The 14471-nt window shown below is 67.1% G+C and carries 11 protein-coding genes; 7 read left to right on the top strand and 4 right to left on the bottom strand.

What is annotated here, in order from left to right; genetic code table 11:
- Window positions 1-73: 73 nt before the first annotated feature.
- Entirely contained in the window at window positions 74-1594 is a 1521-nt protein-coding gene (locus WJ16_RS32035; protein WP_069260944.1) for a peptide MFS transporter, read from the bottom strand.
- A 499-nt stretch (window positions 1595-2093) separates the two neighbouring features.
- Between WJ16_RS32035 and WJ16_RS32030 the strand changes: the two genes are divergently transcribed.
- From WJ16_RS32030 to WJ16_RS32000, 7 genes are all read left to right on the top strand, one after another.
- Entirely contained in the window at window positions 2094-2675 is a 582-nt protein-coding gene (locus tag WJ16_RS32030) for a cupin domain-containing protein (protein WP_059238510.1), read from the top strand.
- Window positions 2676-2854: 179 nt separating this feature from the next.
- Entirely contained in the window at window positions 2855-4471 is a 1617-nt protein-coding gene (locus WJ16_RS32025; protein ID WP_069260943.1) for a peptide ABC transporter substrate-binding protein, read from the top strand.
- An 11-nt stretch (window positions 4472-4482) separates the two neighbouring features.
- The gene (locus WJ16_RS32020) at window positions 4483-5421 is read left to right on the top strand and encodes an ABC transporter permease subunit (protein ID WP_069260942.1); all 939 of its coding nucleotides are present in this window, start codon (window positions 4483-4485) and stop codon (window positions 5419-5421) included.
- 13 nt (window positions 5422-5434) lie between these two features.
- Window positions 5435-6337, top strand: coding sequence for an ABC transporter permease (locus WJ16_RS32015; protein WP_069260941.1), 903 nt, complete (start codon window positions 5435-5437; stop codon window positions 6335-6337).
- A 2-nt stretch (window positions 6338-6339) separates the two neighbouring features.
- Entirely contained in the window at window positions 6340-7332 is a 993-nt protein-coding gene (locus tag WJ16_RS32010; RefSeq protein ID WP_069260940.1) for an ABC transporter ATP-binding protein, read from the top strand.
- Window positions 7329-8348, top strand: coding sequence for an ABC transporter ATP-binding protein (locus WJ16_RS32005; protein WP_069260939.1), 1020 nt, complete (start codon window positions 7329-7331; stop codon window positions 8346-8348). Before WJ16_RS32010 ends, WJ16_RS32005 begins: the two co-directional genes overlap by 4 nt.
- Window positions 8349-8513: 165 nt before the next feature.
- A complete protein-coding gene (locus WJ16_RS32000; protein ID WP_069261256.1) occupies window positions 8514-9974 on the top strand; it encodes an OprD family porin in 1461 nt (486 codons plus the stop codon).
- Window positions 9975-10028: 54 nt separating this feature from the next.
- On the opposite strand, the gene WJ16_RS31995 is transcribed toward WJ16_RS32000, so the two are convergent.
- The 3 genes from WJ16_RS31995 to WJ16_RS31985 form a co-directional block, all read right to left on the bottom strand.
- The gene (locus WJ16_RS31995) at window positions 10029-11024 is read right to left on the bottom strand and encodes a DedA family protein/thiosulfate sulfurtransferase GlpE (RefSeq protein ID WP_069260938.1); all 996 of its coding nucleotides are present in this window, start codon (window positions 11022-11024) and stop codon (window positions 10029-10031) included.
- A 154-nt stretch (window positions 11025-11178) separates the two neighbouring features.
- Window positions 11179-11448 (bottom strand): hypothetical protein, encoded by a 270-nt coding sequence (locus WJ16_RS31990; protein WP_011353737.1) that lies wholly within the window; start codon window positions 11446-11448, stop codon window positions 11179-11181.
- A gap of 248 nt (window positions 11449-11696) precedes the next feature.
- Complete coding sequence (locus WJ16_RS31985) at window positions 11697-14045, bottom strand: phosphocholine-specific phospholipase C (protein ID WP_069260937.1); 2349 nt, start codon at window positions 14043-14045, stop codon at window positions 11697-11699.
- Between the last annotated feature and the right edge of the window lie 426 nt (window positions 14046-14471).

Below are 14471 nucleotides of genomic sequence, written 5' to 3'. Positions count from 1 at the left end.
CAACCAGTGTAGGACGCGTTCGCGTAACCGGCGGGAGAATGTGGCGTGTATGCCGCACGCCGAGGGATAGCCCTTACTGCGCGCCGGCGACGGCCTGCGCCTGCAGCGCTTCTTCGCGACGCTCTTCCGTGCAGCGCTGATGCTGGCGGGACAGGCGGTTCATCAGCGGCAGCAGCAGCAGCGCGAGCAGCATGCCGATCGCCGCGAGCCAGCCGAGCTTCTCGAACAGCGACAGGTAGAGCGGCAGCGATTCGGTGGGCGGCAGTTCGTGCGACGGCATCTGCGCGAAGTTCGCGACGACGCTGCCCAGATACTGCGACACGCCCGTCGCGACGAAGTACGCGCCCATCATGAAGCCGCTCATGCGCGCCGGCACGTAGCGGGCGATCATCGCGAGGCCGAGGCCGCTCACCAGCAGTTCGCCGAGCGAGTAGAGGCCGTAGCCCCACACCATGAACCACGACGACACGCGGCCGTCGATCGCATAGCGGCCGCTGATCGTGAACACCAGGTAGCCGGCGGCCACCGCGCCGAAGCCGAGTGCGTACTTCGCGGCGACCGGCAGGTCACGGCCGCCTTTCGCGACCGCGTTGTACACCCACACGAGCACCGGGCTCAGCAGCATGATCCAGATCGGGTTCAGCGCCTGGAACTGCGCGGCGCTCCACGTGAACAGCGTCGTGCCGAACAGCATGAAGCGCGGATCGACGTTGCGCAGCGCGAACAGCGTCAGCGACGTCGACATCTGCACGTAGAAGATGAAGAACAGGATCACCTGGCCGATCAGCACGAGCGCCGCGATCAGGCCCGCGCGCTCCGAGCGCTCCGACTTCGCGATCATGTACGCGAAGATCGCGAGGATCGCGAACGCGGCCGTCCACACGCTGGCGACGGCGAGCTGCTTGTGCTGCAGCACGTACAGCGTGATCAGCGCGAGCCCGATGCCGCCCAGCGTGACCGCGCCGAGGCGCTTCCAGCGAATCGGCTGGTCGTCCGGCTGCGAGCCGACGTGCGCGAGCGTGCGGTGCATCAGCATGAAGTTGAGGATCGCGAGCAGCATGCCGCCGCAGCAGACCGCGAACGCGGTGTGCCAGCCCCAGTGATCCTTGATCCACGGCGTCGCGAGCATCGACACCGTCGAGCCGATGTTGACCGCCATGTAATAGATCGTGAACGCGCTGTCGATGCGTGCGTCGTCGCCTTCGTAGATGCGGCGCACGAGGTTCGCCGCGTTCGCCTTGAACAGGCCGTTGCCGACGACGATCACGCCGAGCGACGCATACATGTACGTCAGGTGATCGTTCGGTACCGCGAGCATCAGGTAGCCGGCGCACAGCACGGACGCGCCGATGATCATCGTGCGGCGGGCGCCGAGCACCTTGTCGCCGATCCAGCCGCCGATCGACGGCGCGGCGTAGACGAGTGCGGTGAACGCACCCCAGGTCAGGTTCGCGTGGCTGTCGGTGAAACCGAGCCGGTCGACCATGAAGAGGACCAGAAGCGCGGCCATACCGTAGTAGCCGAAACGCTCCCACATTTCGATGAGGAAGACCGTCGTGAACGATCGGGTTTGTGAAACAGGTGGTTGCATCATCAATCTCGTTTTGAAACGGACGGCACGGATCGCGCGTCGTCTTGGGTCGAACTGGCGCCGGTGCACAATGCGCCGGGTAGGCTTTGCGCTGGCGATGGAACAGTCGGGCGGTTAGCCCGGGCCGGGGTCGGACACCGTCTGGTATGGCGGCGAAGGACCCCGACCGGCGCGCGCATGGTAACGGCTGCCGGTCCGGTGCGTCAGGTATCTGCCACTTAGGGAAACTCCTAATATGGCAGTAGCTTTCAGGATTATTCGTCTCATCATCTAGTTGTAAGCTTTTGCGCAGGCTATCCGAAGATTCCCGGAGAGCCGCTTGCAGCTTGCCTGTGAAGCCGGCGAGTCTGGCAAGATAGCGCGTCGTTTCGCTCGCTTCGTGTCCCGTTTAGTGCACCGGGCTCAACACCGAAGACGTGTACGAACCCGAAGACTAAGCTATATCGTTCTAACTTAGTTATTTTCCATCAAACATTTTTTGACGACCACTTTTCGGCCTGCTATGGTTCCCCCCACTGAAAACTCGCGGTCCGCAGACGCTGCCGCCGCGCTGGGCAGCAAGATTCGCGCGTTGCGCCAACGACTGAAGCGCACGCTCGACGACACCGCTACAGCCGCGGGTATTTCGAAGCCGTTTCTGTCTCAAGTCGAACGCGGGCTCGCGTCGCCGTCGCTGACGTCGCTGGCCGGTATCGCGCACGCGCTCGGTGTGACGGTGCAGTACTTCGTGGATACGCCGAGCGAGGAACGCTCGGTTTGCCGAGGCGAGCAGCTGCGCTTCTTCGGGTTTGCCGATTCGGCGAACCTGTTCGCGAGGCTGACGAACGTATCCGAAGGGCGCCAGCTGGAGGCGATCCTCGTGAGGATGCCGCCGGGGCAGAAGCGGTCCGAGGTGACGACCCATGCAGGAGAGGAGTTCCTGTATGTGATTGAAGGGGAAGTGTCGCTGACGCTGGAAGGCAAGACGTTCGTCCTGCAGGCCGGCGACAGCTCGCACTATCAGTCGACGGTCCCGCACAGCTGGGTCAACACCGCGAAGGTCGAGTCGGTGGTGGTCTGGGTCGGTACGCCGAGGCTGTTCTAACGCACAGGTATTCCTTCGTTTCGAAGACGGAATGCCTGTCGAAAGAAACGTAAGGAATACTAAGATGCTATACGAGAATCACGGGCCTCCTCAATCGCTGCACCCGTCAGCGTCTCACGCGTAAGCCGCGGCATCCGCCGCGCGACGCTCGCCGAACAACCCTTCTCAAGACTGCCACGATGAAATCCTTGCATGCCATGTCGGCCGTGCTGGCCGCGCTCGCCCTGACGACGCCCGTCGCCCACGCCGTAACCGTTCCGTCGAACGTTGTGCTCGCGCCCCAACAGGAGCTGACGCGACAGGTGCCCGCCGAGGTCGAGTCGCTCGACCCGGCGCACATCGAATCGTGGACCGGCAACACGATCGGCCTCGACCTGTTCGAAGGGCTCGCCCGCCTCGATGCCGCCGGTCAGGTCGTGCCGGGCGTCGCGCTGTCGTGGGAGCGCAAGACGCCGCAGACATGGATCTTCAAGCTTCGCCACGACGCGAAGTGGAGCAACGGCCAGCCGGTGACGGCTGCCGATTTCGTCTATTCGTGGCAGCGCCTCGTCGATCCGAAGACGGGCTCGAAGTACACGATCCTCGTCGAGTTCATCAAGAATTCGAAGGACATCATCGCGGGCAAGGCCGCGCCGTCGACGCTCGGCGTGCGTGCCGTCGATCCGTACACGCTGGAAGTGACGACCGACGTGCCGGTCGCGTTCTTCCCCGAACTGACCGCGATGGCGCCGCTCGTGCCGGTGAACAAGGACGTGGTCGCGAAGTTCGGCGACGCATGGACGCGCCCGGGCAACCTCGTCAGCAACGGTGCATACCAGCTCGTCGACTGGCAGCCGAACAACCGCATCGTGATCGCGAAGGACGCGAAGTACTGGAACGCGCCGAAGGTCGTGATCAACAAGGTCACGTACCTGCCGATCGAAAGCGACGAAACCGCGATGCGCATGTACCAGGCCGGCCAGATCGACTACAGCTACTCGATCCCGTCGGGCATCTTCCAGCAGGTCAGCAAGCAGTTCGGCGGCGAGCTTCGCCAGGGCCTGCAGCTCGCCACCTACTACTACTACCTGAACAACAGCGACGCGGCGCTGAAGGACAAGCGCGTGCGCCAGGCGCTGTCGATGGTGATCGATCGCGAGGTGCTCACGTCGAAGCTCACGCAGGCCGGCGAGAAGCCGATGTACGGGCTGATGCCGAACGGCACGAAGGGCGTGCAGCAGCCGTTTACGCCGGAATGGGCGTCGTGGCCGATGGCCAAGCGCGTCGCGGCCGCGAAGGACCTGCTGAAGCAGGCCGGCTACTCGGACGCGAAGCCGTTGTCGTTCACGCTCACGTACAACACCAACGACCTGCACAAGAAGGTCGCGCTGTTCGCCGCATCGGAGTGGCGCACGAAGCTCGGCATCAACACGAAGCTCGAGAACGTCGAATTCAAGGTGCTGATGAAGCAGCGGCACGACGGCAAGGTGCAGATCGCGCGTGACGGCTGGTTCGCCGACTACAACGACGCGATGACCTTCTTCGACCTGATCCGCTGCGGCAGCGCGCAGAACACCGTCGGCTACTGCAACAAGCAGGCCGATGCGCTCGTCGACGAAGGCAACCAGAAGCTCGACGACAAGGCGCGCGCCGCGCTGCTCACGCAGGCGCACGACACGGCGATGAACGACACGCCGATGGTGCCGCTGTTCCAGTACTCGGCAGACCGTCTCGTGAAGCCCTACGTGGGCGGCTATTCGCTGAAGAACGTGATCGACATGCGTGCTTCGCAGGAAATGTACCTGATCAAGCACTGAGCGGAGCGATCATGCTGGCTTACGCACTGAGGCGCACGTTGTGGGCGGTGCCGACGATCCTCGCGGTCATCACCGTCTGCTACCTGCTGCTGCATTTCACGCCCGGCGGCCCGTTCGATTCGGACAAGCAGCTGTCCGCGGCAACGCTCGCGAACCTGAACGCGAAGTACCACCTCGACGAGCCGCTGTGGAAGCAGTATCTGCTGTATCTCGGCGCGCTGCTGCACGGCGATCTCGGCCCGTCGTTCCGCTACGTCGACTGGTCGGTGAACGATCTCGTGAAGAAGGCGCTGCCCGTGAGCCTCGGCGTGGGCGGCGTGTCGATCCCGATCTCGATCGTGCTCGGCGTGCTGCTCGGCACCGTCGCGGCCGTGCGCCGCGACAGCGTGATCGACCGCTTCGTGATGCTGATCGGCAACTTCGGCAACGTCGTGCCGCCGTTCGTGCTCGGCCCCGTCATGGTGTGGATCTTCGCGATCCTGCTGAAGACGTCGGCCGGCAACGGCTGGCTGCCGGCGGGCGGCTGGGGCGACGGCGGCTGGCAGTACCGGCTGCTGCCGATCGCGCTGCTGACCCTCATCAACGTGTCGCTGCTCGCGCGTGTGATGCGCGGCTCGATGATCGAGACGCTGTCGAGCAACTACATCCGCACCGCGCGCGCGAAGGGCCTGCCGGGCTCGACGATCGTGCTGCGCCACGCGCTCAAGCCCGCGCTGATGCCGGTCGTGTCGCTGTTCGGCACGGTCTGCATCACGTCGATCACCGCGGCTGTCGTCACCGAATCGGTGTTCGCGCTGCCGGGCGTCGGGCAGCTCGTCGTGAACGGCGCGATCAACCGCGACTACACGCTGGTGCTCGGCCTCGTCGTCCTGACGACCGTCTGCGCGGTGCTGTTCAACCTGCTGGTCGACCTCGCTTACGCGTGGCTCGATCCGCGCATCCGTTATTGAGCGAGGCACAGCGATGACTCCGACTACTCCCGTCGTCGGCCTGCCCGTGCAGACCGACTCGCCGCCGCGTTCGCGCTCGCCGCTCGCGCTCGCGATGGCGCGCTTCCTTCACAACCGTGCGGCCGTGTTCAGCCTCGTGCTGCTCGCGCTGATCACGCTCGCGTGCTTCGTCGGCCCGTGGCTGCTCGCGGCCGATCCCGCCGCGAGCGACTGGGGCGCCATCAGCCTGCCGCCGACCTGGGCGAACCAGCACTGGCTCGGCACCGACGAACTCGGCCGCGACCTGCTCGTGCGCACGCTGATCGGCGGGCGCGTGTCGATCGAGGTCGGCCTGCTCGGCACGCTCGTGTCGGGCCTGTTCGGCGTCGTGTGGGGCGCGACCGCGGGCTTCGCGGGCGGCCGCGTCGACTCCGTGATGATGCGCATCGTCGACATGATGTACGCGATCCCGTACCTGCTGATCGCGATCCTGATGATGACCCTGTTCGGCCGCTCGTTCATGCTGGTCGTGCTGACCATCAGCGCGTTCTCGTGGATCGACATGGCGCGCGTCGTGCGCGGCCAGACGCTGTCGCTGCGCAGCCGCGAGTTCGTCGATGCGGCGCGCGCGATCGGCGTGTCGCCGGCGACGATCGTGCGGCGCCACATCGTGCCGAACCTGCTCGGCGTGGTCGTCGTGTACGCGACGGTCTCGGTGCCGAACATCGTGCTGACCGAATCGGTGCTGTCGTTCCTCGGCCTCGGCGTGCAGGAACCGATGACGAGCTGGGGCGTGCTGATCCAGGACGGCGCGCAGAAACTGGAATCGATGCCGTGGCTGCTGCTGGCCCCGGCCGTCATGCTGTGCGTGACGCTCTACTGCGTGAACTTCGTCGGCGACGGCCTGCGTGACGCGCTCGACCCGAAGGATCGCTGAAGATGGCCGCATTACTCGAAGTAGACAACCTGGGCGTGCGCTTCACGCGCAAGGACGCGCCGCCCGTCGACGCCGTGAGCGGCGTGTCGTTCTCGCTCGAAGCGGGCAAGACGCTCGGCATCGTCGGCGAATCGGGCTCGGGCAAGAGCCAGACCGTGATGGCGATGCTCGGCCTGCTGGCCGGTAACGGCGCGACGAGCGGCGCCGCGCGCTATCGCGGCGACGACCTGCTCGCGATGGATGCGCGCGCGTTGAACAAGGTGCGCGGCGACCGGATCGCGATGATCTTCCAGGATCCGATGACGTCGCTCAATCCGTTCCTGACGATCGAGCGGCAGATGACCGAAACGCTGCAGCTGCATCGCAAGCTGTCGCGCAAGGAAGCGACGAAGCGCGCGATCGAGGCGCTCGAATCGGTGCGCATTCCCGACGCGGCGCGCCGCATCCGCATGTATCCGCACGAGTTCTCGGGCGGCATGCGCCAGCGCGTGATGATCGCGATGGCGCTGCTGTCCGAGCCGGAAATCCTGATCGCCGACGAGCCGACCACCGCGCTCGACGTGACCGTGCAGGCGCAGATCATCGACCTGCTGCGCGAGCTGAACCGCGAGCGCGGCACCGCGATCGTGCTGATCACGCACGACATGGGCGTGGTCGCCGGCCTCGCGGACGACGTGATGGTCATGTATGCGGGCCGCACCGTCGAATACGCGCCGGCCGATACGATCTTCGCGGCGCCGTCGCATCCGTACACGATCGGCCTGCTCAACGCGCTGCCGCGCCTGACCGACGCGGACGATGCGCCGCTCGTCGCGATTCCCGGCAATCCGCCGATGCCCGGCACCGCGCCGGCCGGCTGCGCGTTCGCGAAGCGCTGCACGTACGCGGAGGAGCGCTGCGGCGCGGCGCGCCCCGCGCTCGAAACCTATGGCGCCGTGGGCGCGGTGCGCGCGTGCCACCGGCCCGTGGCCGATCTGACGGGAGGTCTGCGATGAGCGTCGATGAACGCCGCCATGCCGGCGCGACGGACGACACGTTGCTGTCCGTCGACGGTCTGAAAGTGCATTTCCGCGTGCCGCTCGGCGGCTATCCGTGGTCGCCGAAGGGTACGCTGCGCGCCGTCGACGGCGTGTCGTTCGACGTGAAGCGCGGCGAGACGGTCGGGCTCGTCGGCGAGTCGGGCTGCGGGAAGTCGACGCTTGCGCGCGCGCTGATCGGCCTCGTGCCGATGACGGCCGGCACCGTGAAATGGCGCGGCCAGACCGTGGAGCCCGATCACCTGCGCGGCACCGCGATGCGGCGCGAAGTGCAGATGATCTTCCAGGACCCGCTCGCGTCGCTCGATCCGCGCATGACGATCGAACAGGTCGTCGCGGAGCCGCTCGTCACGCACCAGGCCGGCCTCGGCCGCACCGAGGTGCGCCGCCGCGTGATCGCGATGCTCGAACGCGTCGGCCTGAACGCGCATCACCTGCTGCGCTATCCGCACGAATTCTCCGGCGGGCAATGCCAGCGCGTCGGAATTGCACGCGCGCTGATCAGCGAGCCGAAGCTCGTGATCTGCGACGAACCCGTATCGGCGCTCGACGTGTCGATCCAGGCACAGATCGTGAACCTGCTGCGCGACCTGCAGCGCGATCTGTCGTTGTCCTATCTGTTCGTCGCACACGATCTGGCGGTGGTGAAGGCGATCAGCCAGCGGGTGCTCGTGATGTATCTCGGCCGCGTGATGGAGTTCGGCACGCGGCATGACGTGTACGGCGTGCCGCAGCACCCGTACACGAAGGCGCTGCTCGATGCGGCGCCGACGCCGGAGCCGGCGCGCGAGCGTGCTCGCCGACCGATGCTGCTGGCGGGCGAGATGCCCTCGCCGCTGAACCCGCCGTCCGGCTGTGCGTTCCGCACGCGCTGTCCGGTCGCGATCGATGCGTGCGCGCAGGACGTGCCGCTGCCGGAAGTTCGGCAGGGGTCGGCCGCGCGTGTCGCGTGCATCCGCGCGGGTGTGGCGTGAGGTGAAGTGACGCAGCAAACATAACCAGGGCAGGTCAACAGGGGTAGGTGCGGCGCGAACGATCTTCGCGCCGCGGATACAGGCGCGTCCTTAACCGGGCGCGCCGGGGGGCCGGGCGCGGATCGCAACCGGCGTGGACGATATCAACACAAGACGAGAATGACGATGAGAAAACAGAAGACGATCGGGACGGCATCGAAAATGCTGCTTGCATGGGGGCTGCCGGCGCTTGCCGGCGTCTCGCTGACGGGCGTCGCGCACGCCGACGACGCGGCCCCCGCACCGTTGACGGTCGCGCAGGCCGCGCCCGGCACGACCGTTGCGCAGGCAACGACCCCGAACGCCATTGTCAACGCCGAAGCAACGCAGGCCGTTACGCCGCCCGACGAGCCGTCGGCGCAGTCGAAGTCGAAGGGCTTCATTGCCGACAGCCATCTCGACTTCCTGTTCCGCAACTATGCGGACGTGCTCGACAACAAGGGCGGCCCGCATCGTCACGCGTGGGTCCAGGGCGCGATGGCGAACTTCGAGTCGGGCTACACGACGGGCCTGATCGGGATCGGTTTCGACGCGTCGCTGTATGCGGCGCTGAAACTCGACGGCGGTCAGGGCGCCGGCAGCATGGTGCACATCGCGAAGGGCGGCGGTGGCGGCAACCAGCTCGCATGGGCCTATCCCGGCATCTACGACGTGAAGGCGCGCATCTCGAACACGGTGGTCAAGTACGGTCTGCAGGCCGTCGACAACCCGTTCATGGAGCAGCACGACAACCGTGCGCTGCCGCCGACGTTCCTCGGTGCGACCCTCGTCAGCAATGAATTCAAGAACGTGATGCTCGAGGCCGGCAGCTTCACGAAGACCGACGCGCGCGGTCACACGACGCTCACCAACCTGACCACGCAATACGGCGGCACGCGCATCAACCGCCTGTCGTACGTCGGCGGCACGTGGGACTACTCGCCGAACGGCGAAGTCGCGCTGTACGCGAACCAGGCCGACGACGTGTGGCACCAGTACTACGCGTCGGTGAAGCACAGCATCGGCAGCCCGCAGACGATCAAGTGGACCGGCTTCGGCAACGTCTACTCGACGCACGACACGGGCGATGCGCTGCAAGGCAAGATCAACAACAACGCGTACAGCCTGTCGGTGGCCGCGCAGCACGGCCCGCACGAGCTGCTGCTCGGCTTCCAGCAGGTGCTCGGCGACCAGTTCTTCGACTACCTGAACGAAACGAACGGCATCTTCCTGACCAACTCGATGGACGTCGACTACAACGCGCCGCACGAAAAGTCGCTGCAGCTGCGTTACACGTTCTACGGCAAGGAAGCGGGCCTGCCGGGCTTCAAGGCGATGGTCTGGGGCGTGACGGGCTGGGGCGCGGACGGCAGCGCGGGCGCGGCGAACGACCCGAGCAAGTCGAGCATCTACTGGAGCAACGGCGCGCCGGTGCAGGGCCGTCACCACGAGTTCGGCTTCATCCCGTCGTACACGTTCCAGAGCGGCAAGCTGAAGGACACGAAGGTCACGTTCATCGCAATGTGGCACGCCGGTTCGGCGCACTACTCGGATGCGACGAACACCGAGTACCGCCTGGTCGTGAACCTGCCGCTGCACGCGTTCTGATCGCAGGGGGCGCATGCGCCCCCGCCTCGCACGGCCGGCCTTCGATCGACGCGATCAGGCCGGCTTGTGCAGCCCCGCGACGGGATCGTTCGCAGCGGGCATCTCTTCCACCAGCGCCGTGAGCTGGCGACCCGTATCGCGCCATGCGTCGAGGCCGCCGCGCAGTGCGAGCGCATCGGTGAAGCCGGCGTCGAGCAGGCGCTTCGCCATCAGCGCCGCCGTCACTTCGTTCGGGCACGAGCAGTACACGACGAACTTCTGCGTGAACGGATAGCGCGACACGATGTCGCCGATCTGGCGCTCGTCCGCGAACTGCGCGCCGGGAATCGTGAACGGGTCGAGCTTGCGATGTTCGGGCGAGCGGACGTCAAGGACCACCGGCGCGGCCGTCGCACGCAGCATCGTGTCGAGTTCGTCGACGCCGATCCGCGCGCTCGCGAGCTGGCGGATCAGTGCGCGGCGGCGCATCCAGCGGAACGCCGCGTACACCGCCAGCACCGCGACGGCCGCGAGCAGCGCGACGCGGCCGAGCTGGCCCGCACCGGCGAACAGCCAGTCGATCTGGCGATAGAACAGCACGCCGACCACCAGCCCGACGATCGTCCAAAGCGCGGCGCCGAGCGCATCGTAGCCGACGAACGTGCGATAGCGCGTGCCGAACGCGCCGGCCATCGGCACCGACACGAGCGACAGCCCCGGAATGAAGCGCGCGACGGCGAGCACGCGCACGCCGTAGCGGCCGAAGAAGGTTTCGGTTTTTTTCACGCAGCTGTCACGCGACAGCGACAGCCGGCAGATCGTCTTCAGCGTCGCGCCGCCGTAGCGCCGGCCGGCGAGGTACCACACGGTGTCGCCGATCAGGGCGCCGAGCACCGACAGTGCGACCACCGTGACCAGTTGCGAGCCGATCATCGCCGGATGCATCGCGGACATCGCGCCGAACAGCACGAGCGTCGGCATCGCGGGCACCGGCAGCCCGATGGCCGCAGCGAGCACGTTGGCGAAGACGAGAAGCGGCCCGTATTGGGCGACGAGGTCGCGGAGGAGCATGACGGCTGGCCGAAAAAGGAACGCGCGCGGAAAGCACGCAGATGGGCCGATTATCGGCCTTTTTCAAGTCGGCGGCGGGAATTGCGCAAAGCGCCTGACGGCGGCAGGGGCATGTCGGTGAGCCGGCGATCTACGTGCGGCTCACCGTTCGGAATCACGAAGAGGTGCGGGCCAGCGACGCGGCGCCGTGGTTTTCGCCGGGCAGCTCGGCGCCGTGCGAGCGGATCGCCGCGATCAGTTCGGCCGGCGTGATCTCGTAGCGGACTTCGCGGTGGATGCCGGGCTTGCGTTCGTCGATCTCGATCAGCAGCACGCTCTTGCCGTCGCCGGTTGCCTCGAGGCGAAGCGAGCGCAGTTCGCGGCCGTCGGCCGGGTCGTGTTCGGTGAGCAGGGTCATTGCCCCGGATGAGCCGGTAGTGCGCATCGAACCTATCCTCGTGTCGTGGATGCCGTAGTGGCGAAGATGTCTTGGTTGAAAACAGCTTGACGCAGTTTAACGCGAACGGGCCGCGGTTCGGCGCATTTTCGTGAGCCGAAATGAGGGCTGAACCGTGGATCCCTCTGATGTTTGAGCCGCGCGGGGCGGCCGTTTCAGCCGGATCGGGCGCCGGCGCGGCGGGTGTCCGAGCGCGTGCGGCGACACGCGGCGCAACGCGTGTCGCCGCGGCGGCATCAGAAGCGGTCGGCGAGTCCCATCGCCGGGTCGCTGACCGAGTGGCGGCCGGTTTCGACACGGCCGGCGACGCGGCGCGAGAAGCTCGCGTCACTGTCTGCGGTGACGATGAAGTCGTACCAGTGGCCGGTGGAGTCGAGCTGCCAGTGCAGCTCGGCCTGGTCGCCCGCGCGCACCGTGACGGTCCACGTGGTACCGGTGCCGTGGTCGCGATCCGGGCCGTGCCCGTGGCCGTTGCCGTCGTCGCCGTGACCGCGATCGTCGTGTGCGCCGCGTCCGGACAGCGGCCCGTAGACCTGGTTCGACTTCACGGTGAAGCGCACCGTGCCGCCGCCGCGGTTGCGCAGCCGCAGGTGGAGGTTGCCGCTCGCGCCCGCGTAGCCGACGCGAATTTCCGGATGCGGCGCGCGTGCGCCGGCCAGGCGGCTCAGGTCGCCGGTGAAGCGGCGGTGATAGCCGTTCGGCCCCAGTACCCACAGGTCATATTTACCGCCGTCGTCGGTGCGTGCGGCCCAGTCGCCGTGCAGCGTCTTGCCCGGTTCGACCACGTAGCGTCGCGGCAGGCGGTCGAGGTGCAGCTTGTCGTAGACGTGAAACACGGCGGCGGCGCGGCCCGTGTTCGCGAACTTCAGCGTGAACGTGCCGGTGCCGGCGTCGGCACGGGCGCTCGCGTGCAGCTCGTAAGGCAGCGCGCGCGACGGGCGCACGCCGGTGGCCTGCGCGGGCAGCGCGGGCGCGGCCGGCGGCACGATCTTCGGCGCGGCCTGCTGCGCGGCGCTCAATGCGTCGACCTGGCTCTTCGTCGTATGGCCCGCGAGCGTCGGCAGCGGCTCGTGGTTCGGCGAGCGGAAGTTGAACGCGCTCGTCAGGTCGCCGCACACCGCGCGGCGGTACGCGCTGATCTGCGGCTCGGCTACGCCGAAGCGCTTTTCGAGGAAGAGCAGCGTCGACGTATGGTCGAACACCTGCGAATTGACCCAGCCGCCGCGGCTCCACGGCGACACGACCCACATCGGCACGCGCGGGCCCGGGCCGTACGGACGACCGTCGATCGCCGGCTGGCTCGACGTGGCCGGCGTGAAGTCGTGGTACTCGACCGCGACGTCGGCGTCCCGCAGCGTGTGGCCGCCCGCGAGCGTGCCGTCGGCGTTGCGCGACGGCACGGCCGGCGACGGCATGTGGTCGAAGAAGCCGTCGTTCTCGTCGTAGTTGACCAGCAGCACGGTCTTGCTCCACACGTCCGGGTTCGCCGTCAGCGCATCGAGCACGGCTTGCACGTACCAGCCGCCCTGCGCGGGGCTCGACGGCCCCGGATGTTCGCTGTACGCGGACGGCGGAATGATCCACGACACCTCGGGCAGTTTGCCGTTGCGGATGTCGTCTCGGAACGATTCGAGGAAGCCGTACGGCATCGTGTTGCCGAACCCTTTCGCCAGCGGGCTCAGCGGATCGTCGATTGCCGGATCGTAGAACGCGCCGGCGGCCGTCACCGGCTGCGTGATGTCCGTCGACGCGACGTACGCCGGCCGGCGCGCGGGCGGCATCTGCTCGATCGCCGCGCGCCAGTGGCGAAAGCTCATCATCTCGTTGCAGCCGAAGTTGTCGATCAGGCTCTGGTAGACCTTCCAGTTCACGCCGGCCTGCTGCAGCCGGTCCGCATAGGTGGTCCAGGTCCAGCCCTGGCTCGACGGGCCGATGTCGTTGCCGCCGTTGAACTGGTTGTTCAGCGCGGCGATCTTCACGCGGCTGCCGTCGGCCGGGCTGAGCCCGTTCGGGCCGTTGGTGCCGCTCCAGTAGAACAGGCGGTTCGCGATCGTGCCCGTGTGCATCCCGCAGTGGTAGTGGTCGCACAGCGTGAACGCATCGGCGAGCGCGCGCTGGAACGGCACTTCGGCCGCGTCGTAATAGCCCATCGACAGCGGCGTCTTCGCGTCGGGCCAGCGATTCATCCGGCCGTGGTCCCACGCGGCCTGCGCATCGGCCCACGTGTGCGGCGTGCCGCCCGCGCGCTGCGCGTTGCCCTGGCTCGCGTCGAGGTGATACGGCGTGACCGTGGCGGCGGCCGCCGCCTTCGTGTACGTCTGGTAGAACACGTTGCGGCCGTTCGGCGACGGCACCGCGAAGCGGTCGCCATAGCCGCGCACGCCCTTGAACGTGCCGAAATAGCTGTCGAATGCGCGGTTCTCCATCATCAGCAGCACGACGTGCTTCACGTCCTTGATGGTCCCCGTTTCGTGAAACGCGGGAATCGCGAGCGCGCGGCGGATGCTCGGCGGAAACGCGGACAGCGCGGCGGCGGCGAGGCCGGAAGTGGCGGTCTGCTGGAGGAACTTGCGGCGTGACGTCATGGCGTTCGGGTCCTGTGATGATGGGAGCGTTTGTGATTGCGTGTGGCGGTGCCCGTGCGTCGCCCCCCGGGACGATTCGCGTTGCGTGTGCGTTCGAGTGCATCGGCCGCGCGTGGCGGCGGTGCGCGCATCGCGCGACGCGGGGTGTCGCGCGGATGCTTCGGCCGTCGTCGCGATCCCGCACGCCGCGCGCTCGTGATGCGCGGGGCAGGACGTCGGCACACGCGGGCCCGGCGCATGCCGGGTCGGGCGGCGCCCAGTCTAGGGAGGCGACGTGACGTCGACGTGATGAAGAAATGACACCGCATGTCGTGCGCGTGACGTTGTGTGCGCAACGATATGGAGGGACGCGACATGTGGCGAAAGCGGGTAAGAAGTTACCGGTTCGGGGTCGCGGGGCGGGCAGATTTTTCCTGTTCGTGGCGA

Origin of the sequence: Burkholderia metallica (assembly GCF_001718555.1) — a bacterium.
Lineage (GTDB): Bacteria > Pseudomonadota > Gammaproteobacteria > Burkholderiales > Burkholderiaceae > Burkholderia > Burkholderia metallica.
Note: the sequence above shows the minus strand (reverse complement) of the source record. Positions and strands in the feature narration are given on the sequence as shown.